Raw genomic sequence first — 22,654 nt, 5'->3', positions numbered from 1 at the left:
AAAGGGTACAGTGATGTACCCTTTTTTTATGCCTTGGATTTTTGGAGATACCTGACATGCAAGATATTCATCTGACCTTGCACGATCCACAACTTGAACAAGCCTTGTTGCGCTTGGCAAAACAACAGCAGCAAAACTTGCCGGAGTTTGTCCTTAGCATCCTATCCCGTTATGTCAATGAAACCGAGCAACCAGAAACATTAAGCATCCAGAAACTCGACCCATTCCAGCATTCACAAGCCCCGAGTGAGAAATTCCAGTCACCAGAAAATAATGCTGATCTAGTTTTTGCAGATATTGACGATAGCCTTAATTTTGCCAAACAGCTAAGGCAACAAGCTTGGCAACGCCATGACTAAACAGGTGCTATGTGATACCTGCATTTTGATTGACTTTGTCAACGGGCGCAGTCGGCAACTTGTGGATTTGCATAGCCAGAACATCCAGCTATTCATCAATCCCGTCATTGAATTAGAATTGCTCCAAGGCGCACGTAATAAAGTAGAAATGCAAAAACTGGAAAAAATAGTGGCGATGTTCCACCACCTAGAAATGCCCCCGGAAGTTTTCAACGTTGCGCGGCAATTAATAAAACAATACTCGCTCTCGCATGGGTTACGTTTAGCCGATGCTTTGATTGCCTCGACCGCTTTAGTTTATGGGCTTGAGCTACTCACGATAAACCAAAAAGATTTTCGGTTTATTCCTGAGTTGGTTTTATGTGCTTGATAAGATGCCATCAATTTATTGGATGACTTTAATGGGTGTATTTTATGGGAATGTTCGACTCTGTTTATGTGCCTTGCCCAAAATGTGGCGAATTGAATGAATTCCAAAGCAAAGGCGGCGATTGTTTGTTGAACGAATACACACTGGAAAATGCGCCCGCAAACGTCCTGCTGGATATAAACCGACATTCCCCGTCACTTGCCGAAACTGCGGGACAAAATATGAAGTAAAGCTGACCGTATCAATCGCTAAAGAGATAATCGAGGTATCAATATGAACCCGCTCATCAGCCGCAACAAAACCGCAATTTTAGGCCTAGCCAAACAGCATGGCGTTAAATCCATTAGCTTGTTTGGTTCAATGGTACGGGGGGATGTCACCGACAATAGCGATGTGGACTTTTTGGTAGAACTTGAACAAGGCCGCGACTTGTTTGATTTGGGTGAGTTGCTAATGGATCTACAAGCCTTACTGCAACGAAAAGTGGATTTAGTCACCCAAAATGCACTACATCCGGGTATTTCTTCCCAAATTTTGAAAGAAGCGCAGCCATTATGAAAAATGACCGCATTTATATTGAACATATCATTGACTGCATTGACCGGATCGACGAATACACGCAGAACGACTCATTTGTGTTCATGAACTCGACTATGGTGCAAGATGCGGTCATTAGAAATTTACAAACACTTTCAGAATCTACGCAAAAATTGTCCGATGAGCTAAAAGCAGAACATCCTGAAATTAATTGGAAAGCTATTTCAGGATTCAGAAATATCTTGGTTCACAACTACTTAGGTTTGGACTTGCCGCAGATTTGGATTGTTATTGAAAATCGGCTGCCGCTATTGAGGGAAAACCTTGAAAAACTACTCTAAATCTAAAATCCAACGTGGCATTTCAAATCTTCATGTTGCCTATTGCGAATGGTGGTTAGAAAGCATTGCGAGTACTTCAAGACCGCGTCTGCCAAGATAATCCACCTCTTGTGAAATAATGCTACGGACCAAAGGATGTTTCTAAGGTTTTGGAGTTTCGTCCAAGACCTTAATCCTATAAGTATTCCGCCCTTGCTGCTTAGCCTGATACAGCAATTGGTCGGCGAGCTGCAACAAACTGTCCGTTGAACTTCCTGTTTCGGGGATTTGGGTGGTGACACCCATGCTGACGGTCACATAACCAGGTGTGCTGGAGCTTGTATGGGGGATACGTAGTTTTTGCAAGCGGGTTTGGATTTTTTGGACCACCATTTCGGCCCCGGCAGCATCGGTGTTGGGCAAAACGATCGCGAACTCTTCGCCGCCGAAGCGGGCGACCAAGTCGGTGGCGCACCTGGTACCTGCTTTCAGGATAAGGGCGATATGATGGCTTCAACGTTTATCGGTAAGTGGCTGGTTTTTTGCAGCAACTGTCCATTTGCATGGCTTCTGCTGTCCGGAGATAGGGCGGGTGCAAAGATTATAATGCCTATTTGCTATAGCCTAATCGCTAATTACGCTGACGGTTAGGAAGGGATATGAAAAATAACCTGGGTGGTTCGGAGGGATTGGCCTATCCCCCGGCTAGGCCAGGGGGATTTAATATTTTTAAGGGGATTCCGGCATGGGGTCACGGGGACATTAGGCGCGGAGTGACCCCACTTATGCTTTAGCGTTGTTGTTTTGTTTGGACAAATACCCGGACGCGTTAACCGGAATGCCTTGGGTGGTCAGGATGACACCCAGTTCGGTCATCGCTTTTTGGTACACTTTTCGTTTGAAGTAGACGACATCGTTGAGCGGTTCCCAATAGTCCACCCAACGCCAGCTGTCAAATTCCGGTTTAGGGCTGTGGTCAAAGCGCACATTGGCATCGGTGGCCAGCAAACGCAGCATATACCATATTTGCTTTTGGCCGATACATAACGGTAGCGAATTCTTACGGATATAGCGTTCGGGTAGCTGGTACCGTAACCAGTAACGGGTGCGTCCTAAAATTTGTACGTGTTGTTTTTGTAGCCCGGTTTCTTCCCACAATTCCCGATACATCGCATTTTCTGGGTCTTCATTTTCATTGATTCCGCCTTGCGGGAACTGCCATGCGTCCACGCCCATCCGTTTTGCCCAAAACACGCGACCCTCGTCATTGCAAAGGATGATCCCGACATTGGGCCGGTATCCTTTAGAGTCTATCATGTTAAAACCTGTCATTTTTTTACCTTGCCGTTATCGTCATTGGCCTGTGAGGGTGTGCGGGCGGGCAAGGTAGTTTGTAATTAAGCCATTGTTCCATAAAAAAAGTGCAGAAGCTATAGTGTGCCACCCTTTTGATGGTACATTTCATACGTTCTAAGGGTTTTCCCATAGACAGTAGATTCCAGGCCCATCAGCAGGTGATGGCCTTATTTTTAACAGGATAACTATGAGTTTAGCGATTTTTGATTTAGACAACACCTTGATAGGCGATGATAGCGATTATTTATGGGGGCAGTTTTTGGTTGACCATGGTGTGGTCGATAAAGGCCAGTATGAAGCAGCCAATGCGCGGTTTTATGAACAATATAAGCAAGGCACGCTGGATATCGTCGAGTTTTTGGGCTTTTCCCTAAAACCTCTGGCGGAACATGACCCCGCGCAACTTTATCAATGGCGCGAGCAGTTTATCCGCGAGATCATCACGCCGATACTGCTAAAGCCCGCACAACGTCTGGTTAACAGGCATAAAGCCCGTGGTGATACCTTGCTGGTGATCACCGCCACTAACCGTTTCGTCACCGAACCGATAGTTAAGTTGTATGGTATCAGCAACCTACTGGCGACGACTCCGGAAATGGTGGATGGCAGATATACCGGGAAATTTACTGGTGTGCCGTGTTTCCAGGCAGGCAAAATCACCCATCTGGAGGCTTGGTTAAAAGAGTCAGGTGAAACGTTGCAAGGCAGCTGGTTTTACAGCGATTCGCATAATGACTTGCCCTTATTGCAACGGGTTGAGCATCCTGTGGCCGTGGATCCCGATGAGAAACTGGCGGTGTCCGCGCAAACCGCGGATTGGCCTGTGATTAGCTTAAGGGATGAACAGTGTCCGCTACACCATTTCGTGCATTGGCAAAAGTAGCGTGGAAAAGGCCTTCCAGACCCAAAGAATCTGGAAGGCCTCCTGGTCACTTTTTTCTGACATAAAAAATTTGGCTATTATCGTGGCGCACCACTTCAATCAGCACATGCCCGGCCTGATCGACATACACGCCAAAATCCAGATGCGCCGCCGGATCGGTGGCGATCACTTTGACAATTTCACCGCTTGCCATGTTATTCAAAGCCTTTTTCAAACGCAATAAAGGCAAGGGGCACATCAAGCCACTGGCATCAACTTCTACGCTACATTCAATCATTTCTGTTTTTAAGTTTTCTAAACCCTATTGAGGGTGCTTATAATAACACCCCCAATTCAATCGACACATCCCAGACAATGGATTATTTCCCGCTTTTCGCCAACCTTCATGACCGTCCTTGCCTAGTCATCGGAGCCGGCAATATTGCCGCACGTAAAATTGACTTGTTGTTACGCGCAGGTGCGAAGGTCACCGTCATCTCCCGCGAGGTCAGTCCGGCCATTACGCAACTGGGGTTGGACAAAAAATTGATAGCCATCGAAAAAGTCTTCGCAGCGGACGATGTCCTAGGCTTTATGCTGGTCATTTCCGCAACCGATAACGCCGAAACCAACCAAGCCGTTGCCGCCGCGGCCAACGCCCACCATATTTTCGTCAATGTCGTTGATAATCCCGCCCTGTGCAGTTTTATCTTGCCTGCCATTATCGACCGCTCGCCCATAGTGGTCGCCTTTTCGTCGGGCGGTGCGGCTCCGGTGCTGGCGCGTTTGCTGAGGGCGAAAATAGAAAGCGTGATCCCGCCCGCTTACGGACGATTGGCGCAATTGGCGGAAAAATTTCGGGATGTGGTCAAACAACGCATCCATGCCCCCGAACAGCGGCGGATTTTCTGGGAAAACATCTTTCAAGGTGCGGTTGCCGAACAAATCTATGCGGGTAACGGGCAACAAGCCGAACAACAATTGCTGGAAACGCTGGATGCGCATGAAAACGCGCCTACCGCCGGTGAAGTGTACCTGATTGGCGCGGGCCCTGGGGCGCCGGATTTATTGACTTTCCGTGCCTTGCGCCTGATGCAGCAAGCCGATGCCATTGTTTACGACCATTTGGTGTCACCGGAAATTTTAGATTTGGCACGGCGTGATTCGGAGAAAATCTACGTTGGCAAACAACGCCAAAACCACAGTCTGCCGCAAGATTCCATCAACCGCCTGTTGGCGGATCTGGCTAAGGCCGGCAAGCGCGTGGTGCGCTTAAAAGGCGGCGACCCGTTTATTTTTGGGCGTGGCGGTGAGGAAATCGAAACCCTGATGCAGGAAGGCATCGCTTTCCAAGTGGTCCCGGGCATTACCGCCGCATCGGGATGCGCTTCTTACGCGGGGATCCCGCTGACCCACCGCGACCATGCCCAGTCTTGCACTTTCGTCACCGGGCATTTAAAAGACAATACCATCAACCTAAACTGGACACAGCTTGCCGCGCCGAACCAGACCATCGTTGTTTACATGGGGTCTATGGGCTTGGAAAAAATTTGCCAGTCGATGATCAGCCATGGCAGCCCCCCTGATTTGCCGATAGCCTTGGTGCAACAGGGCACCACCCGCACCCAACGCGTGTTTACCGGAACCCTGGCGACCATGCCCGCACGCATGGCCCATGAGAAAATCTCCCCCCCCACGCTGATTATCATTGGCACTGTGGTGAGTTTGCATAACAAGCTGAGTTGGTTCCGTAATGATGCATAGCAGGGCAGGGCAACGCAGGTTGACCAGGATTTCAGTTGGTTACCAGTAGCAGGGCGGGGGTTGAAAGCAATGCCGTTAAGTTATGGAAAATATTTAAATAATCAGTTGATTACAAGCTATTTATATGGACATTTTTCAGGTAGGTCGGGTCGCCTAATGCGCCTGCTGTTGGTAGCGGTAGCGTAACCCGACAGCATCCGAACAGCAATTGTTGGGTTACGCTATCGCTCGGTAATTGCTCCTGCATTACTCTACCTCCTGCATCCATGCAGTCGTAACCCAACATAATTTCACAACATAGTGATTTTACTATTTTATCTCTTAACTTAACGGCATTGGGTTTGAAACCCCCGTCCTTAACATTCCAAAATAGCGATAGATACTGAAAATGTTATGGAACGGGGGTTGCGTAGCTTATGGATTTTGTGTCCAGTTGGGATCAAGGCGACTGGTTAAGCAGGACAACTACGGTCAATTATTCTCTTGCTCCTGCTCCTGCTCCTGCTCTTGTTCTGGGCTGTCGGCTTTGAACACCTCGGCGATAAGCCCAATATGCGGTGCCAGTTGGGGGATCACGGGGATTTTCCAGGATTTTCCGACGACACGGGACAACAAATTACCCAGCCAAAGCTTATTGGATTGGGCTTGTTGAATGATGAATGTATACGAACCGCCATCGTTTTCGATGGCGAAGCCATCAACCCAAACCTCAATCGGTTCTGATTCGCCGCAAAGCAGGGTTTGCACATAGACTTTGCGGGTGTCGATGTCAAAATTAAAATCGGTTAGCTCGGCGACGCCTTTCAGCACTATATTTGCCACCCATACAACCATCTTATTGGGGGTCAACTTTATTGCCATTTTTATTAAACGGGATTTATAACTCATTTTTTAGCCTTTATCAGTTAGGTGGTAAAGCTTCTAATCTTAACCGTTATTGGATTAGATCGGTAAGCGCAAAGCAAAAAATGTGGCCGAATATTTCTGTTTGATTTTTTTATAAAGCTATTTTGCCGTATAGCCAGCCAAATGACCGCTCGCCCGGCTTTTGGGCTATGCTGTGCGGTATTCGAATCCCATTAGAAATCGATTTCCCCCATGACAGACCCTATACAACTCTCCGCCATTGCATTATTGCTAGCCATATCCATTTTATTGTTGCTGTTGCTAAGCCGAGTCAACAAACTGCTAAAAAACCAATCCGACGACATATTCCAAGAATTCACCCGTTTGCTGCAAAGCAGCGCAACCAGCATTAACCAAGGTTTTGCCGAATCCAGAAGGGAGTTGCGTGAAACCAGCTCAGAAAACCGCCGTGAACTCCAAGAAATTTTTAAAAACCAGCAAGACACCCTGCTAAAGCGCATCACGGAAAATAACGCGCTACAAATCCAACAACTGGATGTGTTTGCCGCAATGATAAAAACTGATGCGCAGACCAATCGGCAAGAGTTGAACGCGGGCCTTAAATCATTCGAGGGAAAATTTTTGGAGGGCATCAAAGATTTAACCGGACAATTGCGCCTGCAATTTAGCGACCTGAACAAGCAACAGGCCGAAGCCAATCTGCAAGCCAAAAACAGCATGATGGACATACAGCAAACGATAGACAACCAACTCAAAGCGATACGCGAAGACAATGCGTCGCAACTCAACGAAATGCGTAAGACCGTTGACGAGAAATTGCACGACACGTTGGAAAAACGTTTGGGCGAATCGTTCAAGCAAGTCAGCGACCGTTTGGAGCAAGTCCATAAGGGTTTGGGCGATATGCAAAATCTGGCGATAGGCGTGGGTGATTTGAAAAAAGTCCTCTCCAATGTCAAGGCGCGGGGGATTTTGGGCGAATACCAACTGGGCAATATCCTCGAACAAATCCTCGCGCCCGACCAATACGCCATCAACGTCGCCATCAAGCATGGCAGCCGTGACCATGTCGAATTCGCGGTGAAATTGCCGGGCAAATCCGATGAGAAAACCGTGTGGTTACCGATAGATTCCAAGTTTCCGTTGGACAGTTACCAGGCTTTGCTGGGTGCGTGGGAGGAAGGCAACATCGCCGCCATTGATGCCGCGCAAAAAGCCTTGCTAAAAGCGGTGGAAGGTTTCGCCAAAGACATCAGCAGCAAATACATAGACCCGCCGCACACCACCGATTTTGCGATCATGTTCCTGCCGGTTGAAAGCCTGTACGGCGAAATCCTGCGCCATCCCGAATTGTTTGAGCGTTTGCAGCGCACTTACCGCATCACCATCACGGGCCCTACGACCTTGTCGGCTTTGCTGAACAGTTTGAACATGGGCTTTAGGACTTTGGCCGTGCAAAAACGCAGCAGCGAAGTATGGAAAGTATTGGCGGAAGTGAAGACGGAATTTGTGAAATATTCCGAACAACTGGCGGCGGTGCATAAATACATCAACTCCGCGTCGAACACGCTGGAAACGTTGCAGACTACGCGCACCAAGGCGATGGAGAGGAAACTGCGTGGGGTTGAGGTGTTGGAATTGGAGGGGGATTTGGGCTTGAAACGGTCTGGTATTTTGGATGAGGATTGATCGCTTTTCGTTGCCCATGATTGGCAAGGCTTGAAGTGAAAAATTCGTAAGCCGTATTTCATAGGGTAGGGTGGGCACGCAGTTTTGCCCACCGTTTGTCACGCAAAAAGTATGGTCACACAACTGTGTGGGCAGAAAAGCATTGCCCACCCAACTAATGCGCCCTACGAACTTCCGTGTTCTTCATGGAAGAGGTTTTAAGAAGCCACCCCCAACAACACCGCCCCCGCCTTAAACACCGCCGTGGCCTCGCTACCTTCTACCAAGCCCAAATTGTCAACGCTTTCGTTGGTGATGGTCGCGGCGATAAAGTTGCCGCCTTGTAAGCCAATCACCACTTCGGAATTGACCGAGCCTTTTTGGATGCGGGCCACAATGCCTTTGAGCTGGTTACGGGCGGATAGGCGGTAACCGCCAAAATCGGTGACGACGATCACTTGCGACACTTTGATTAAGGCAATGGCGTCAACGCCTGCTTTAATCCCTAGGGTTTCCACCGATTCTTTGGTCAGTGAGGCGACGATGGTGTCGCCGCCTTTCAGGCCGATAACAACGGTGGCATTGACAGGGCCGATGCTGACATCGGTGATTTTGCCGAAAAATTGGTTACGTGCGCTGGCTTTCATAATTAACCTCTTCAATAAAAAAATAATGTCCTGATGGGTGTTCAGGCGTTGGTTGAGCTGTTGTAAAAATAAGTCATGCTCGGTTTGCAGTTGTTTGAACAAGGCCAAAAAGGCCTTGCCCGCCAAGGTCAGCCGTGTGCCGCCGCCTTGTTTGCCGCCAACGGCCGTAGCCACCAAAATGTTGGGCGACAGGTTATTGGCACGCTCGATCATTTCCCACGCGCCTTTGTAGGTCAAGCCCACGGTTTTTGCCGCTTGGTTGATGGAGCCGGTTTGTTCGATAGCCTCCAGCAAACCAAATAAGCGTTCGCCCATGCCGCCCAATAATTTAATATGGCCGCTGAGCAGGGCGGGGGTGTTATTTTGTGTCATGGGTTTTTCGGCTGTGTTGATGGCGTTTGGCAAGGTAATGGTTCCAAATGGAAAGGTTGTAGGGACGTTGGGTAACTCACAAAAAATAACCTGCAGGGGATAGAAAGTCCATGGGCCGGAATGGGGTTTCACCAGGGCAGGACGGGGTTTTGGGAACCACTGCCGTTAAGTTAAGGACTTTTCCGTTCATCCTGAGCCCTTTGATACCTCAGGAGAGCCTTGTCGAAGGAAGAATGGAAAAATCCGACACGCCTAAGTTAAACCGTTCATGCTTCGACAAGGCTCAGCACGAACGGATTAACTTAATGGCATTGGGTTTGGAACTCCGTCCCGCTCCGGTTATTCCATTAACGCCACCGATTTTACCTGGACCCAAAGTTCCTGCCCCAAGGTTATGCCGAGTTCGGCCACCGCCCGTTTTGTCAGCCGCGCCAGCAACATTGAATCCCCAACCCGGACGCGGACCAGCGCCAGCCCCGGATGGCCGTCATTGCCGATGGCATCGACCCGCCCGCGCAGCACGTTTTGGATGCTGCTCTGTCCGGGAGCCTGTTGGGCTAAACTGACATCCCTGGCAAGCACCCTGACCCTCACATGGCGGCCGATAGGGATACCGTGTTCCCGTGCCCACAGGCTTCCGCCAAGGAAGTCCACCCTGGCCAAGTGCCAATCGCTGTCAATGGCCCCGACCTTGGCATCCAGGACTGTCCCGACATCTTCCCCCAAGCGGATAGGCAGGTCAAGCCGTGCCAAGGTTTCGGCCAAAGGGCCGTTGGCTAGCATCCGCCCGCCTTCCAGGACGACAAGATGATCCGCCAACCGTGCCACTTCGTCAGGGGAATGGCTGACGTACAGGATAGGGATATCCAGCGCATCGTGCAAGTGTTCCAGATAAGGCAAAATTTCTTGCTTGCGCTTGATGTCCAACGCAGCCAGTGGTTCGTCCATCAATAAAATGCGCGGATTGACGGCCAGTGCCCGCGCAATGCCGACACGTTGCCGTTCCCCGCCAGAAAGGCGGTCTGGCTTACGGTCCAGCAGATGCCCGATGCCCAACAATTCAATGGGCTTATCCAGGGCCGACGCCTGGACATTGGCACTGCGCTTCATGCCATAGCACAAATTTCCCATGACGCTCAGGTGCGGGAACAAACTGGCTTCCTGAAACACATAGCCCAAAGGCCGCTGGTGGGTGGGCAACCAATAATTGTCTTTTTGCCAGATTTCACCATTGACGGAAAGAAAGCCTTGGGGCGCGCGTTCCAACCCGGCGACGCAACGCAATAAGGTGGTTTTACCTGAACCCGAAGGCCCGAACAGGGCGGTCACGCCACGCCCTGGCAAGGCCAAGTCAATGTCTAGCGTGAAGCCTGGCCAGTCAAGTTGAAAACGCGCCTGAATATTCGCCATGCCTCTAGCCTTTTTTGGGATTAGGCCGCCAAGCGTAAAGCCCCAGCAGCACCAAAAAGGAAAAAACCAACATCATGGCCGCCAATTGGTGGGCTTGGGCGTATTCTAAGGCCTCCACATGGTCATAAATCTGCACCGAGGCGACCCGCGTTTCGCCCGGTAAGTTGCCGCCGATCATCAGCACGACACCAAACTCCCCGACGGTATGGGCAAAAGTCAGGATGCTGGCGGTCAAAAAGCCGGGTAAGGCCAACGGCACGGCAACCGTGAAAAAAGCATCCAACGGCGAAGCCCGCAAGGTTGCGGCAACTTCCAGCGGGCGGTCGCCGATGGCTTCGAAAGCCGTCTGTAAGGGCTGCACCATGAAAGGCAAGGAGTAAAACACGGATGCGGTGACTAGGCCCCAAAAAGTGAAGGGTAGCAAGCCGATGCCCAGGGTTTGGGTGAGGTGCCCGACGGGGCCGTCAGGGCCCATCGCAAGCAGCAGGTAGAAACCGAGCACGGAAGGCGGCAATACCAATGGCAAAGCCACCACCGCGCCAACCGGGCCTTTCCACCATGCTTTTGTGCGGGCCAGCCACCAAGCGATAGGCGTGCCCACCAGTAACAGGATCACGGTGACAATACCCGCCAGCCGGACAGTCAGCCAGATGGCCTGAAGGTCGCCGTCAGTTAACGCCATAAATATTGGTTTCTTTAATGTGCATGTTGGAAAGTCTTTATGGAGGAAATGAGCAAGACGAAACCGAGCAAGGTCATCAGCAGGCCCGTTGGCATTAATCCTAAAAGTAAGCCGCCTAAGGCCGCCCCTAAAATAGATCCCAGCACCATCCAGCGAAACAGTGTCTGTTCATGCCGCAGTATGGCGAAGGCATCCGAACGAGTATAGCGGGCGAAACCGACCAACATGGTGGGCAAGCTTACCGTCAAAGATAGGCTGCCAGCTAGTTTGATGTCCAATCCGTAGAGCAGCATTATAGTTGGGATCAATAATTCCCCACCCGCGACACCTAACAATGCCGCCACCACGCCAATACCGAAACCAGCAACCAATCCGGCTGCCAGCCGTAGCGGGCCGGCATCAAAAAGTGCGGTAACCCCATCATGTAAATCAAACCAAGCTTCTGATAGCATGACTAGCGACAACCCTGCCAACAAGACCATGATGATACGGTTGAGCCAAACCCGCGACATCGTCATAGCGTGACCAGCAGCCCACCATGCACCGATAAGGCTGCCCGCAAGTAAATTCAAGGTGATACCGTAATGTGCCAGCTGTTGGTCAAATGGGATTTGCTTAGTCCGAAAAATTAGCGCTGCGGTGACTACCACCAAGCTCATGGCTTTGTTTAAGATAATGGCTTCCAAGGTAGGGAGTTTGAACATCCCTACCAAAACGGGCAAACGGAATTCTGCCCCTCCCAAACCAATTAAGCCGGCCAACGCACCAATCAGCGATCCAGTTATGAAGCTTTGGATACTACGGTGGTGTAAGCTCATGGCTGCTCCCTAGTGTTATTTTTTGGAAACTTCTCCAGGCAACACGAAGCCATATTTTGCCATCACAATGCGTGCAGGACTGCTGTCCATGTAGTCAGCAAAATGCTTGGCAAGGCTGTTGTTTTCCCCATGCTTGGTGATGATAAAGCCCTGTTCCAAGGGCTTATGGAGATTGTCGGGTATCAGCCAGTAGCCACCTTTGGGGGCCAATTCAGGGCTGCCAGCCAACGACAGCGCGATGATGCCGACTTGGGCATTGCCGGTTTGCACAAACTGGGCGGTTTGGACGATATTTTCGCCATAGACCAGCTTAGCTTGCACCTTCTCCCACAGGCCGGAAGCACGCAACGCTTCTTCCGCCCGTTTGCCGTAGGGCGCATGTTTCGGGTTGGCGATGGCGATGCGGGTGATGTTCGGGGCGGTGAGGCTGGCCAATGTCATCTTCGTCGCATCAAGGCTAGCGCTCCACAAAACGATACGGCCAACGGCGTAGGGTTTTACCTCGGAAGCCGCAAAGCCGCCCTTGACTAATTCACGGGGAAAGTTGATGTCGGCGGAAAAGAAAAGGTCGTAAGGGGCCCCCTGCTGGATTTGGGTATGGAAATTACCGGAAGAGCCGAAAACCACATCTACCTCGTCGCCAGTATGGGCCTTCTTGAAAGCGGTGATGATCTCATCCATGGCAAATTTGAGGTCAGAAGCGGCAGCGACAGTGATTTTTTCGGAATGTGCGGACAGGGAAAACAGGCAGAAACAAACAACTAGGACTAGTTTGAGACGGTTCATCGGGGCTCCTGGCATTTATGGAATAAAAGTACGCATGGAGGCGTCATACGGTCGTATGCGGCCTAAGGTGATTCGTTTCGAAATATACAATAGTACATAATGAATTGCCAGGAAATTTGAATCTCCAGTGCGTGCAAAATTACCCTCGGGCTTTAAGCCACGAAGATATAATAAGCCATTTGGCAATTTGCTTTTCTTGATACCCCCATGCTGACCCCGATTAAATTGTTCAAATGCCTTGCCGATGAAACCCGCCTGCGTTGCCTGGTGTTGCTGCATAAGGAAGGCAGGTTGTGTGTTTGCGAACTGACACAGGCGCTGGATATGTTGCAACCGAAAATTTCCCGCCATCTGGCCTTGTTAAGGCAAGACAATATCCTGCTGGATAGCCGGGAAGGGCAATGGGTGTATTACCAGATCAATCCTGATTTGCCTACGTGGGTGTCGGATATTTTGGACATCACCGCCGGGCAATTTTCCAGCCATCCTAAACAACAGGAAGACCAACAACGTTTGCAGGCCATGGCGAACCGTCGGGAGGAAGCCATGGGCTGTTGTGGCTGATTGTTTTTCGCCCTATAATATATGGAAATTCGAATATTTAAATATAGAGGCGGTCATCATGTTAAACGTATTAATTTTGTGTACTGGCAATTCTTGCCGTAGCGTTTTGGGCGAGGCCTTGATCAACCATTTGGGCCAAGGCCGTTTGCGGGCGTTTTCGGCTGGCAGCCGTCCGGTCGGCAAAGTCAATGCCAACGCGCTGGCGACCTTGCAGCGTAATGGCCTACCTACTGAAGGTTATAGCAGCCAATCTTGGGATGAATTTGCCGATGCCGGCATTGATATCGCCATCACGGTTTGTGACCAGGCGGCGGGTGAAGTTTGCCCCGTGTATCTTGACAGCACCACACGGGCGCATTGGGGCTTACCCGACCCGGCCCATGCCAGCGGTACGGAAGCCGAGGTCCAGGCGGCATTCCAAGCGACTTATGAGGCGTTGGAACGGCGCGTCAAAGCCATGTTGGCGTTGCCATTGGAGACATTGTCCTGTGCCGAGTTGAGCGGCAAGCTCAACTACATTGGGCAGTCTTATTAACTTCAGGCTGGATAAACTAATGGTTACGAAAAACACCCTTGCTATTGATAAGCATGCAAGCAATGCTGCGCCTGTTGATGTTGACGCGCCAAAACACCTGGGTTTTGTCGAACGCTTCCTGACCGTGTGGATTTTTCTGGCCATGGCGGGTGGCGTGGGTTTGGGCTATTTCGTCCCTGATGTGACGCAATGGCTGGGGCATTTTCAAACGGGCACCACTTCCGTCCCAATTGCGGTTGGCCTGATCCTGATGATGTATCCGCCGTTGGCGAAAGTGCGTTATGAAGAGCTGCCGCAATTATTCAAAAACATTAAGGTCCTGTCCATTTCCTTGCTGCAAAATTGGCTGGTAGGCCCGGTGTTGATGTTCACGCTGGCGGTGGTTTTCTTGCACGATTACCCCTCTTATATGGTGGGTTTGATTATCATCGGCTTGGCGCGATGTATTGCGATGGTGTTGGTCTGGAATGAATTGGCGGATGGCGACAGCGAATATTGCGCGGGCTTGGTGGCCTGCAATTCCATTTTTCAGGTGTTGCTGTTCCCTTTGTACGCCTATGTTTTTATCACGGTATTACCGGATATGTTGGGCATTGCCGAAGGCTTGGAAGTCAAGCTGGCCATGTCGGACGTGGCGCAAAGCGTTTTGATTTATTTAGGCATCCCGTTTTTCACAGGCATGGCCACCCGTTTGGTCTTGGTGCGTTTAAAAGGTAGGGTTTGGTATGAACAAACCTTCATACCGCGCATCAGCCCCATCACCTTGATTGCCTTATTGTTCACCATCTTGGTGATGTTCTCGTTGAAAGGCGAATACATCGTGCAATTGCCGATGGATGTCCTGCGCATTGCCGTCCCGTTGGTGATTTATTTTGCGGTGATGTTTTTGCTGACTTTTTATCTGTCCGACAAGGCAGGGGCGAATTACCGTATCAGTGCGACGCTGTCATTCACGGCGGCGGGCAATAATTTTGAATTGGCGATAGCGGTGGCGGTGGCGGTTTTTGGTCTGGATTCCGGCGAGGCGTTTGCGGCGGTCATTGGCCCGTTGGTTGAAGTGCCTGCGTTGGTTGGTTTGGTTAAATTGTCCTTGTATTTTCGGGAAAAATATTTTGCGGGCGAGGCGGCGGCAAAGTGATTTTGGGGGCCCTTACAAAACCACAGGCAAAAAAAAGCGGCTTGGATAAGCCGCTAAAGAGGAAGGATATAAAACTCTAAGGTTCCAAAGAAGGAGCTTGCATCTCAAGAGTTGTGCTTATCTTACGGGCAAGTTATGGCAAAAGGAATGTGACACATTGCCGCGTGGCGGATTGTCGCAGGAGCCATGCCTTTCCCTCGGCATTAGCCCGCCAAAACCACAGGCAAAAAAAAGCGGCTTGTGTAAGCCGCTAAAGAGAAGGATATAAAACTCTAAGGTTCCAAGAAGGAGCATGCATCTCAAGAGTTGGCGTTATCTTACGGATAAGTTGTCAGAAATGGAATGTGACACATTGCCGCGTGGCAGATTGTCGCAGGTTTAGGTGGCAACGTTAGGGCCGTTGTGTGGTGACCAAGCTTGGCATGTTTCCAAAGCCGCCAGTTTTTAGGTTTTCTGCCAAATCCCTAATAATTGGCCAATATTGACACCGTATGCTGATAAATTTTCAGGGCTAATTTACAATAGCCTGTGTTATTGGCATCGGGGGAAGGCGACTGGATGTGGCTATCCCCGATCTTATCGACCAGATTGATGAGGTGACGGATGAAAGATAAAACCTTGACCGTAATCCTGGCAGGCGGCGTGGGTCGGCGGCTGCATCCGCTAACCGCCGACCGGGCCAAGCCCGCGGTGCCGTTCGGTGGCAATTACCGGATCATCGACTTCACATTGACGAATTGCCTGCATTCCGGATTGCGGCGGGTGCTGGTGCTGACCCAATACAAGTCGCAATCGCTGCAAAAGCACCTGCACGATGCGTGGGGCATTTTCAACCCGGAAATATCCGAATACATCATGCCCGTCCCGCCACAAATGCGGACGGGTGAGTCCTGGTATTCCGGGACAGCCGACGCCATCCGCCAAAACCTGTACATGCTTGAACGCAGCAAGGCCAGCTATGTGCTGATCCTGTCGGGAGACCACATCTACCGTATGGATTATGCCGCCATGCTGCTATCCCACCGCGACCAGGGGGCGGAGCTGACGATTGCGTGCATGCCCGTGCCGCTCGCCAACGCCAGCGCTTTCGGCATCATGTCAGTGGATGATACGCAACGGATTGGCGAGTTTCACGAAAAGCCCAAAAATCCCCGGCCCTTGCCAGATGACCCGCACCATGCGCTGGCCTCAATGGGCGTCTATATTTTTAACATGGATTTGCTTTTCCGTGAGTTGGAAACCGCCCATCCAAGCGATGTCGCATCAGGCCTTGATTTCGGCAAGGACATTATTCCACGGCTCATCGGTAAGCAGCGCCTTTACGCTTACCTCTTCGGTGGTGAATCCGGGCGTGTCAGCCAAGACCGCTACTGGCGCGATGTCGGCACCATCGACGCGTATTATCTGGCGAACATGGATCTGCTCGCCCCCGTCCCGCCATTGAACTTGTACCAGCCGGAATGGCCCATCCGCACCTACCACAAACAAAACCCGCCCGCCCGCATGGTCTCTGGGGCTTTCGGATACGACGGGCAACTTGTCAATTCCTTGCTCAGCAACGGGACGGTCGTTTCGGGCGGAGTCGTCAGGCATTCAATCCTGTTTTCCCAAGTCCAAGTGGATGAACAGGCGGTAGTCGAAGATTCGATCTTGTTTGACGGGGTACATGTCGGGGCGGGAGCGCATTTGAGGCGTTGCATCGTCGATAAAAACGTACGGATCCCGCCTGGCGAACGGATTGGCTGTGACCCCGCCGCCGATGCCAGCCGCTTCGTCATTTCAGAATCCGGCATCACCGTCGTACCCAAAAATTACCGTTTCCTGAATGATCCCCAACAGGGTGGCGGGTGACGTCATCGCGGAGCAATAGCCAAAGCTTTGCTCCTATAACAAATCACTCAATCTGGCAAAGTCAGGTAGCCCGTGTAGGGCGCATTAGCGATAGAGACTGTGAAAGTATTGCAAAATGCTCTAAGAATTAATGATTGTCCACAAAAAACACGAAACAATTAAACAGTAACTTTCAATAAGTTATATTTAATCTGGTTTTACACTTTCGTGATTTTCGTGGACATAAAATAATTCTTTCACAGTCTCGATAGCGTAATGCGCCGGATGGTTGAAGGCCAACATGCGGTGCAATACGGCTATCGCCTATTGCACCCTACGGAATGCGTCTTACAACAAATCACACAATCTGGCGAAATCAGCCAAGGCCAGGGTTTCGGCCCTTACGGACGGGTCTATGCCCACCGACTGGATTTGTTCGGCGGTCAGCACTTTACTTAGCGAATTGCGTAAGGTCTTACGGCGTTGCGAGAAAGCTTCGGTGACGAGGCGGCTGAGCTGGGCTGGGTCACGCACGGCGACGGGGGGGTGTTGGTGGGGGATGAGCTTCACCACGGCGGACATGACCTTAGGGGCGGGGTCAAAGCTTTCCGGCGGCACCACGAATAGCAATTCCGGCTCACAGTAATACTGCATCATGACGCTTAACCTGCCATATTGCTTGCTGCCCGGAGCGGCGCAAATCCTATCAACCACTTCTTTTTGCAGCATAAAGTGCATGTCTTCTATGCAGGATGTGCTTTCCAGCAAGTGGAACATCAATGGTGTGGAAATGTTGTAGGGCAGGTTGCCTATCACCCTCAGTTTTTCATTGTCTTTAACCAGTTGCGAAAAATCAAAATTCAGGGCGTCGGCGCTGTGGATGGTCAGGCGCGTCTCTTGGCTGAACTTGTTGTTAAGCAAGGCCACCAAATCCCGGTCCAGCTCAACCACATCCAGGGTGATGCCGGTTTTTAGCAAAGGCCCGGTCAAGGCGCCCATGCCAGGGCCGATTTCAACCCAGTGCTCATCCGCGCGGGCGGCTATGCTGGAGATGATGTCGTTGATCACCGAATGGTCATGCAGAAAATTCTGCCCGAAACGTTTGCGTGGGATATGGTTCATGAAGGGGATTTAGGGTTGGAGGCCATGGTCAAGGCGGTTTGCAAGGCGACGGCCAAGCTGCCGGCATCGGCGTTGCCCGTGCCGGCAAGGTCAAGTGCCGTGCCGTGGTCGACGGAAGTGCGGATGATGGGCAAGCCCAAGGTGATGTTCACGGCTTGGCCAAAGCCTTTGTATTTCAGGACGGGCAAGCCTTGGTCGTGGTACATCGCCAGCACGGCATCGGCATGGGCCAGGTATTTTGGCGTAAACACCGTATCGGCGGGCAATGGCCCGGCCACATCCATGCCTTGGCTGCGGAAACTTTCCACGACCGGTTCAATGACTTCGATTTCTTCGCGTCCCAGGTGGCCGCCTTCGCCGGCATGGGGATTCAGGCCGCAAACCAGGATCCGTGGTTTTTCAAGATGGAAACGCGTCCGTAAGTCCTGTTCCAGCACGCGGATCACCGTCCTTAAACGGCTATGTGTGATCGCCGGGCTGACTTCGGCCAGGGGCAGGTGGATGGTCACTAAGGCGACACGCAGGCCTTCTGTGGCGAGCATCATCACCGGGTGCCCGCCCGTCAGTTCGGCAATAAATTCGGTATGTCCGGTGAACGGCAAGCCGGCATCGTTGATAATGCCCTTATGCACCGGTGCGGTCACCATGGCGGCAAACAATCCGTCGATGCAGCCCTTGGTGGCTTTGGTGATGGTTTTTAACACATAGCGGCTGTTTTGGGCGTTCAGCCGGCCCGTTTGTACGGGTGCGGCAAGATCCACGGGCAATAGGGCCAGGCAGCCTGCCTGATGTGGCTGTATAGGCGCGTTGCTGTCAAACACCTTAAGCTTAATTGGCAGGCCTAATTGTGCGGCACGTTGCGCCATTAATTCAGGGTTGGCAATTACGACTAGCTCACATGGCAAGTCTTGCTGCGCCAGTTGGATGCAAAGGTCCGGGCCGATACCTGCCGGTTCGCCAGGTGTTAAGGCAATGCGCAAAATGGGGGAGGTCATGGGGATTTTGAAAAAAGTGAGGGGTTGCGGGGTTGGTTAACAGGCGGTTAAGAACTCCGTACCAGCCGGACACCATAACCATAATTGATATTGCCATAAAATGCACTGCCATTGTTGAAGTCCACAATCCAGGCCACGTTGTCGTTGTAAGAGCTGGATGAAGAGGACCAGAACAGGTCATAGTTCCTTGGGAAAACCCGGTTATTGATGAAGTGTATCGACTTTTTGGCGTCGCCTTCTTTGAGGTCGATAAGGGTTTTCAATTCTTCAATGGAGGGCAACCGCCAGTCGGTATAACCGTCATAACCGCCTTGCTCATTGAATATCTCCGTTTCGGAAAAAGCTTCTTTCCAAGTGTAACGCGCCAACCTGCCTTGGCTAAGTTCATGGTACCACTCTTGGCCCAGCGCGAACCGTAACCAGGTGAGGCCATGTAGGGTATCCGTGGCCAAACCGCCGTTGACCGTAAATTGCAAGTCATCAGCAAACAGCCCCAAGACCTCTTTGAAATAATCAAAATAGCTCCGGTCAAGAAATTGCGCCGCTGTCTTAGAGTCCTCATAGATTGCCATGGTCAGCTTTTCAGCGATGAGTTCATCCGAGTCTTCCAGTTCATGGTACGCCGCCGCCAAACCCAAAAAGGCCAGCGAACGGATTTGTTTGTGGCTAAATGAACCGGACCTGCCCAATTCAGGGATCGTGGAGAGGGTGTAAAACGCAGACAACGCCGCCGTCACCAAATCACGTTTCGCTTGGGTGCGCGATGAGTCTTTTAATTGGCTAAACGCACTGATCAACGAGGATAGCCTTTGTTGTTCCTGGCGGGTTGCCGTATGTTTCAGGTCATTTTGCAATTTGGCCAGATAAGCATTAATTCTGGGTGGCTTTTCTGTCAACAAAATGCCAAGTTCTTGGCACAAGTGTTTGATCTTTAGCCGAAATACCCGTGCCGTGATTTCGGTGTCAAAATAATGCTGGATATCTATTATCACTTTATTCGACTCAACCATGGCCTTATCTCTTGAAGTGTGGTTTTAGAATGGCAGCTGTGGGATGGATGGGCATAGGTGGTAGGGCATTATGTGTGGCATTTTTACGTAAGTTGTGTGATTTAATACTATTTTAACATTGTATTTTATTAGCGTAGCCATAAAACCTAAGCGAGCAGGGTTCTTGGCGTTATTTTTATCCAACCGAAGTTTCCTGGTGCATCAAGCCATTGTTGCCGATGGGGCTGGTTGTCAAAATATCCTAGCCATCTATGATCCATATTTCCGTCGCGCGATTTTATGTGAAAGATGTGCCGCTTAGCATACATTGTCGGCGGATGTTGCGCTGTAGGCAACAGGAAAACTTTCATGATTGATGCCCGGCAGATTAAGACAATCGCCGCCTTTATGGGATAATTTCCGCCAATGCGGGGCGGGGGCGCAATTATTCCGTCATATTGTGACAGGGTTCATAGCGGCCCATGAATGCGGGCTATTGCCTTGGCTAGGTGCGGCAGGATAAAGTGAATATACGGCCAGGCTTGGGATTGTGTTTGCCATCCCGGACGGGCACGCCATGGCTGCAAAATGTTTCAGATAAATTATAATGGGTTTGATGATGGAAATGATTAAGGTGCTGTTTGTCTGTATGGGCAATATATGCCGTTCACCGACGGCTGAAGGTGTTTTTACCAAGTTAATTGAAGACCGCAATTTGGCTAGGCTTTTTAAGGTGGATTCCGCCGGTACCCATGCTTACCATGTCGGGGATGCGCCGGATTTACGGGCCCAAAAAGCCGCCCGCAACCGGGGTGTCGAGCTGGCCCATTTGCGTGCGCGAAAATTTACCTATGCCGATTTTGAAAATTTCGATTTTATCCTGGCAATGGATGATGACAATTATGCCATCCTGATTGACGCCTGCCCTGACGGGCATAAAGAAAAAGTCCGCTATTTGCTCGATTTTGCACCGGACCTGAAGGTGAGGGAAGTCCCGGATCCCTATTATGGCGGCAGTTATGGCTTTGAGCGGGTATTGGACTTGGTCGAGGAAGCGTCCGAAGGCTTTTTAAAGGAACTCAAGCAAGCAGGCCGTTTATAACATCAACTCATAGCTAATACGAGGACAACCAAATGGCGATAGTAACAAACACAGTCAATTACTTGGACGGCGAGCTTGTTTTAGAAGGTTATTTTGCCTTTGACGACGCGCAGGCCGGACGCCGCCCGGCGGTCTTGATCAGCCATGCCTGGGGAGGGCGGGATGGTTTTGTTGCCGATAAGGCCGAGAAACTGGCGGGATTGGGTTACCTGGGTTTTGCGCTGGATATGTACGGCAATGGCGTTTTAGGGGCTTCGCCGGAAGAGAATGGCCGTTTGATGCAGCCATTCATAGACGATAGGGCGATGTTGCAACGGCGCATCAAAGCGGCTTTGGCGACGGTCAGGCTAATGCCGTGGGTTGACGACAGTAAAATTGCCGCGATAGGTTTTTGTTTTGGCGGATTATGTGTCCTGGATTTGGCCAGGACGGGCGCTGAGATTAAAGGGGTGGTCAGTTTCCACGGTTTATTGGGCGCACCCGGTAACCTTGAAGGGCAACCGATCAAGGCCAAAGTGCTGGCTTTGCATGGCCACGATGACCCTATGGTCCGCGTCGAACAGGTGGTCGCTTTTGAACAAGAAATGACCCGGGCCGGGGTGGATTGGCAAGTGCATGCTTATGGCCACACCATGCATGCGTTTACTAACCCGGTGGCGAATAACCCTGATTTTGGCACTGTGTACCAAGCCGATGCAGACCGCCGTTCTTGGGTGGCGATGCAAAACTTCTTGGCTGAAATTTTCGCCTGAAAAGGTTTTAAGGGAGATAAGGCTCCGGATTAAGGGCGCTTCAAACATCCCGTCCGGCACTGGCCTTGCTGAATAATAGGTGACGCTGTGCTTCATCGCAACCCTGCGCACGTAGGAACGCCCGTTGTTCCGCCGTTTCCGCCCCTTCGGTGATGGTTTGCAGGCCAGGGCCGATCTTAAACCCATTCCCCCGATAGACAAAATCATGCCGCTATCTTCTGCATTCGGGACGAACTCCGCCAGCGACACCCTGCCCAGTTTGGGATATTGCCAACGCGGCAACGCTTCCGCGCCCATGATGTGCCCGGTTTGGATGTTGATTTGCGGCCGGTAACTGGTAATGCACCACTTGCAATCGCCCCCCGTCCAGCGTAAGGCATAGACCCATTGCAGGTTGCTCGCCACATAAGTGCGGCACGGTATCTTGTTTGCGCCATGACGTGCAGGCGGCGTGTCTGCGCTTATTTTCCAAAAGTTGAAGGTTAAAAAACTGTTGGGTTGCTGCCCAGGCTAGTTTTTTACAGCTGTCCTTTTATATAATCTTCCCTCGCTTACGGCTTTTACGGCACACTTATCTTGCTGGTTTTAATTGATAATTTCTGGAAAAGCCAGTTCTGCGGTGTTGTCATCACCTGTCCATATTTGTCAACTATGCTATCGGCCTTGAACCGTTGGCAGGCAACTGGCAGCGTATTACTAAACTAATTGGTGGGGTAGGGGGGTTATGGCAGGATAAGGCCAGTTACAGGAGGGGGAAAAATAAAGTGATCATGTTAACCGCCGTTATTAGGGGTGTTGAGGACTTCCCG

The 22,654-nt window shown here is 51.0% G+C and carries 27 protein-coding genes and 1 pseudogene; 14 read left to right on the top strand and 14 right to left on the bottom strand.

Annotated elements, in window-relative coordinates; translation table 11 throughout:
* Positions 1-56: 56 nt before the first annotated feature.
* The 5 genes from METMI_RS0101705 to METMI_RS0101685 are packed head-to-tail and all read left to right on the top strand — an operon-like array spanning position 57 to position 1,607.
* Positions 57-359, top strand: coding sequence for a hypothetical protein (locus METMI_RS0101705; RefSeq protein ID WP_019864457.1), 303 nt, complete (start codon positions 57-59; stop codon positions 357-359).
* Positions 352-729, top strand: coding sequence for a type II toxin-antitoxin system VapC family toxin (locus METMI_RS0101700; RefSeq protein ID WP_019864456.1), 378 nt, complete (start codon positions 352-354; stop codon positions 727-729). The genes METMI_RS0101705 and METMI_RS0101700 overlap by 8 nt, the downstream gene beginning before the upstream one ends.
* 44 nt (positions 730-773) lie before the next feature.
* Positions 774-959, top strand: a complete 186-nt coding sequence (locus tag METMI_RS0101695; RefSeq protein WP_156829747.1) for a hypothetical protein — start codon at positions 774-776, stop codon at positions 957-959.
* A gap of 43 nt (positions 960-1,002) precedes the next feature.
* On the top strand, positions 1,003-1,287 hold the full coding sequence (locus METMI_RS0101690; protein WP_019864454.1) for a nucleotidyltransferase family protein: 285 nt from the start codon (positions 1,003-1,005) through the stop codon (positions 1,285-1,287).
* Positions 1,284-1,607, top strand: coding sequence for a HepT-like ribonuclease domain-containing protein (locus METMI_RS0101685; RefSeq protein WP_019864453.1), 324 nt, complete (start codon positions 1,284-1,286; stop codon positions 1,605-1,607). The genes METMI_RS0101690 and METMI_RS0101685 overlap by 4 nt, the downstream gene beginning before the upstream one ends.
* Positions 1,608-1,748: 141 nt before the next feature.
* Here the strand turns inward: METMI_RS0101685 and METMI_RS0101680 are convergent, their stop codons facing one another.
* Entirely contained in the window at positions 1,749-2,081 is a 333-nt protein-coding gene (locus METMI_RS0101680; protein ID WP_029151430.1) for a GGDEF domain-containing protein, read from the bottom strand.
* Positions 2,082-2,369: 288 nt separating this feature from the next.
* Positions 2,370-2,903, bottom strand: coding sequence for an RNA pyrophosphohydrolase (locus METMI_RS0101675; protein WP_040572855.1), 534 nt, complete (start codon positions 2,901-2,903; stop codon positions 2,370-2,372).
* A 226-nt stretch (positions 2,904-3,129) separates the two neighbouring features.
* Between METMI_RS0101675 and METMI_RS0101670 the strand changes: the two genes are divergently transcribed.
* On the top strand, positions 3,130-3,825 hold the full coding sequence (locus METMI_RS0101670; RefSeq protein ID WP_019864449.1) for a histidinol-phosphatase: 696 nt from the start codon (positions 3,130-3,132) through the stop codon (positions 3,823-3,825).
* Between the two features lie 46 nt (positions 3,826-3,871).
* Here METMI_RS0101670 and METMI_RS0101665 read toward each other — a convergent pair whose 3' ends face one another.
* Complete coding sequence (locus tag METMI_RS0101665) at positions 3,872-4,102, bottom strand: sulfurtransferase TusA family protein (protein WP_019864448.1); 231 nt, start codon at positions 4,100-4,102, stop codon at positions 3,872-3,874.
* 77 nt (positions 4,103-4,179) lie between these two features.
* On the opposite strand from METMI_RS0101665, the gene cysG reads away from it, so the two are divergent.
* Entirely contained in the window at positions 4,180-5,568 is a 1,389-nt protein-coding gene (gene cysG, locus METMI_RS0101660) for a siroheme synthase CysG (RefSeq protein WP_019864447.1), read from the top strand.
* A gap of 109 nt (positions 5,569-5,677) precedes the next feature.
* On the opposite strand, the gene METMI_RS26670 is transcribed toward cysG, so the two are convergent.
* Positions 5,678-5,815 (bottom strand): hypothetical protein, encoded by a 138-nt coding sequence (locus METMI_RS26670; RefSeq protein ID WP_156829745.1) that lies wholly within the window; start codon positions 5,813-5,815, stop codon positions 5,678-5,680.
* A gap of 224 nt (positions 5,816-6,039) precedes the next feature.
* Positions 6,040-6,456 (bottom strand): hypothetical protein, encoded by a 417-nt coding sequence (locus METMI_RS0101655; RefSeq protein ID WP_019864446.1) that lies wholly within the window; start codon positions 6,454-6,456, stop codon positions 6,040-6,042.
* Positions 6,457-6,666: 210 nt separating this feature from the next.
* Here METMI_RS0101655 and rmuC point away from each other — a divergent pair, with 210 nt between their 5' ends.
* Positions 6,667-8,124 (top strand): DNA recombination protein RmuC, encoded by a 1,458-nt coding sequence (gene rmuC, locus METMI_RS0101650; RefSeq protein ID WP_019864444.1) that lies wholly within the window; start codon positions 6,667-6,669, stop codon positions 8,122-8,124.
* A 197-nt stretch (positions 8,125-8,321) separates the two neighbouring features.
* On the opposite strand, the gene METMI_RS0101645 is transcribed toward rmuC, so the two are convergent.
* From METMI_RS0101645 to modA, 5 genes are all read right to left on the bottom strand, one after another.
* Entirely contained in the window at positions 8,322-9,122 is an 801-nt protein-coding gene (locus METMI_RS0101645) for a TOBE domain-containing protein (RefSeq protein WP_029151429.1), read from the bottom strand.
* 339 nt (positions 9,123-9,461) lie between these two features.
* Positions 9,462-10,532 (bottom strand): molybdenum ABC transporter ATP-binding protein, encoded by a 1,071-nt coding sequence (gene modC / locus METMI_RS0101640; RefSeq protein ID WP_019864442.1) that lies wholly within the window; start codon positions 10,530-10,532, stop codon positions 9,462-9,464.
* A 4-nt stretch (positions 10,533-10,536) separates the two neighbouring features.
* Entirely contained in the window at positions 10,537-11,214 is a 678-nt protein-coding gene (gene modB, locus METMI_RS0101635; RefSeq protein WP_019864441.1) for a molybdate ABC transporter permease subunit, read from the bottom strand.
* A gap of 14 nt (positions 11,215-11,228) precedes the next feature.
* Positions 11,229-12,032: a sulfite exporter TauE/SafE family protein gene (locus tag METMI_RS0101630; RefSeq protein WP_019864440.1), complete on the bottom strand. Its 804-nt coding sequence runs from the start codon at positions 12,030-12,032 to the stop codon at positions 11,229-11,231.
* A 15-nt stretch (positions 12,033-12,047) separates the two neighbouring features.
* A complete protein-coding gene (modA, locus tag METMI_RS0101625) occupies positions 12,048-12,818 on the bottom strand; it encodes a molybdate ABC transporter substrate-binding protein (RefSeq protein ID WP_019864439.1) in 771 nt (256 codons plus the stop codon).
* Positions 12,819-13,025: 207 nt separating this feature from the next.
* Between modA and METMI_RS0101620 the strand changes: the two genes are divergently transcribed.
* The 4 genes from METMI_RS0101620 (at position 13,026) to glgC (ending at position 16,906) form a co-directional block, all read left to right on the top strand.
* A complete protein-coding gene (locus METMI_RS0101620) occupies positions 13,026-13,382 on the top strand; it encodes a metalloregulator ArsR/SmtB family transcription factor (protein ID WP_019864438.1) in 357 nt (118 codons plus the stop codon).
* A gap of 58 nt (positions 13,383-13,440) precedes the next feature.
* A complete protein-coding gene (locus METMI_RS0101615) occupies positions 13,441-13,917 on the top strand; it encodes an arsenate reductase ArsC (protein WP_029151428.1) in 477 nt (158 codons plus the stop codon).
* A 19-nt stretch (positions 13,918-13,936) separates the two neighbouring features.
* Positions 13,937-15,055: an ACR3 family arsenite efflux transporter gene (arsB, locus tag METMI_RS0101610; RefSeq protein WP_019864436.1), complete on the top strand. Its 1,119-nt coding sequence runs from the start codon at positions 13,937-13,939 to the stop codon at positions 15,053-15,055.
* A 603-nt stretch (positions 15,056-15,658) separates the two neighbouring features.
* Positions 15,659-16,906, top strand: coding sequence for a glucose-1-phosphate adenylyltransferase (gene glgC / locus METMI_RS0101605; protein ID WP_019864434.1), 1,248 nt, complete (start codon positions 15,659-15,661; stop codon positions 16,904-16,906).
* 327 nt (positions 16,907-17,233) lie between these two features.
* Here the strand turns inward: glgC and rsmA are convergent, their stop codons facing one another.
* Genes rsmA through METMI_RS0101585 form a run of 3 tightly spaced genes read right to left on the bottom strand, consistent with a single transcriptional unit; the run spans position 17,234 to position 20,012 of the window.
* A complete protein-coding gene (gene rsmA / locus METMI_RS0101595; protein ID WP_019864431.1) occupies positions 17,234-18,007 on the bottom strand; it encodes a 16S rRNA (adenine(1518)-N(6)/adenine(1519)-N(6))-dimethyltransferase RsmA in 774 nt (257 codons plus the stop codon).
* Positions 18,004-19,002: a 4-hydroxythreonine-4-phosphate dehydrogenase PdxA gene (pdxA, locus tag METMI_RS0101590; RefSeq protein WP_019864430.1), complete on the bottom strand. Its 999-nt coding sequence runs from the start codon at positions 19,000-19,002 to the stop codon at positions 18,004-18,006. Before pdxA ends, rsmA begins: the two co-directional genes overlap by 4 nt.
* Positions 19,003-19,049: 47 nt before the next feature.
* Positions 19,050-20,012 carry an Lcl C-terminal domain-containing protein gene (locus METMI_RS0101585; RefSeq protein WP_019864429.1) on the bottom strand — a complete coding sequence of 321 codons (963 nt, stop codon included), beginning with the start codon at positions 20,010-20,012 and terminating at the stop codon, positions 19,050-19,052.
* A 598-nt stretch (positions 20,013-20,610) separates the two neighbouring features.
* On the opposite strand from METMI_RS0101585, the gene METMI_RS0101580 reads away from it, so the two are divergent.
* Positions 20,611-21,093, top strand: a complete 483-nt coding sequence (locus METMI_RS0101580) for a low molecular weight protein-tyrosine-phosphatase (RefSeq protein ID WP_029151426.1) — start codon at positions 20,611-20,613, stop codon at positions 21,091-21,093.
* A gap of 32 nt (positions 21,094-21,125) precedes the next feature.
* Positions 21,126-21,845, top strand: coding sequence for a dienelactone hydrolase family protein (locus METMI_RS0101575; RefSeq protein ID WP_019864427.1), 720 nt, complete (start codon positions 21,126-21,128; stop codon positions 21,843-21,845).
* Between the two features lie 174 nt (positions 21,846-22,019).
* Here the strand turns inward: METMI_RS0101575 and METMI_RS28260 are convergent.
* Positions 22,020-22,250 (bottom strand): annotated as a pseudogene (locus METMI_RS28260) (EAL domain-containing protein); the annotation flags it as partial.
* Positions 22,251-22,654: the final 404 nt, after the last annotated feature.

The sequence above is a fragment of the Methylovulum miyakonense HT12 genome (assembly GCF_000384075.1).
GTDB classification, from domain to species: Bacteria; Pseudomonadota; Gammaproteobacteria; order Methylococcales; family Methylomonadaceae; genus Methylovulum; species Methylovulum miyakonense.
The sequence above is the reverse complement of the archived record's forward strand: the minus strand, read 5'-3'. Positions and strand labels throughout refer to the sequence as shown.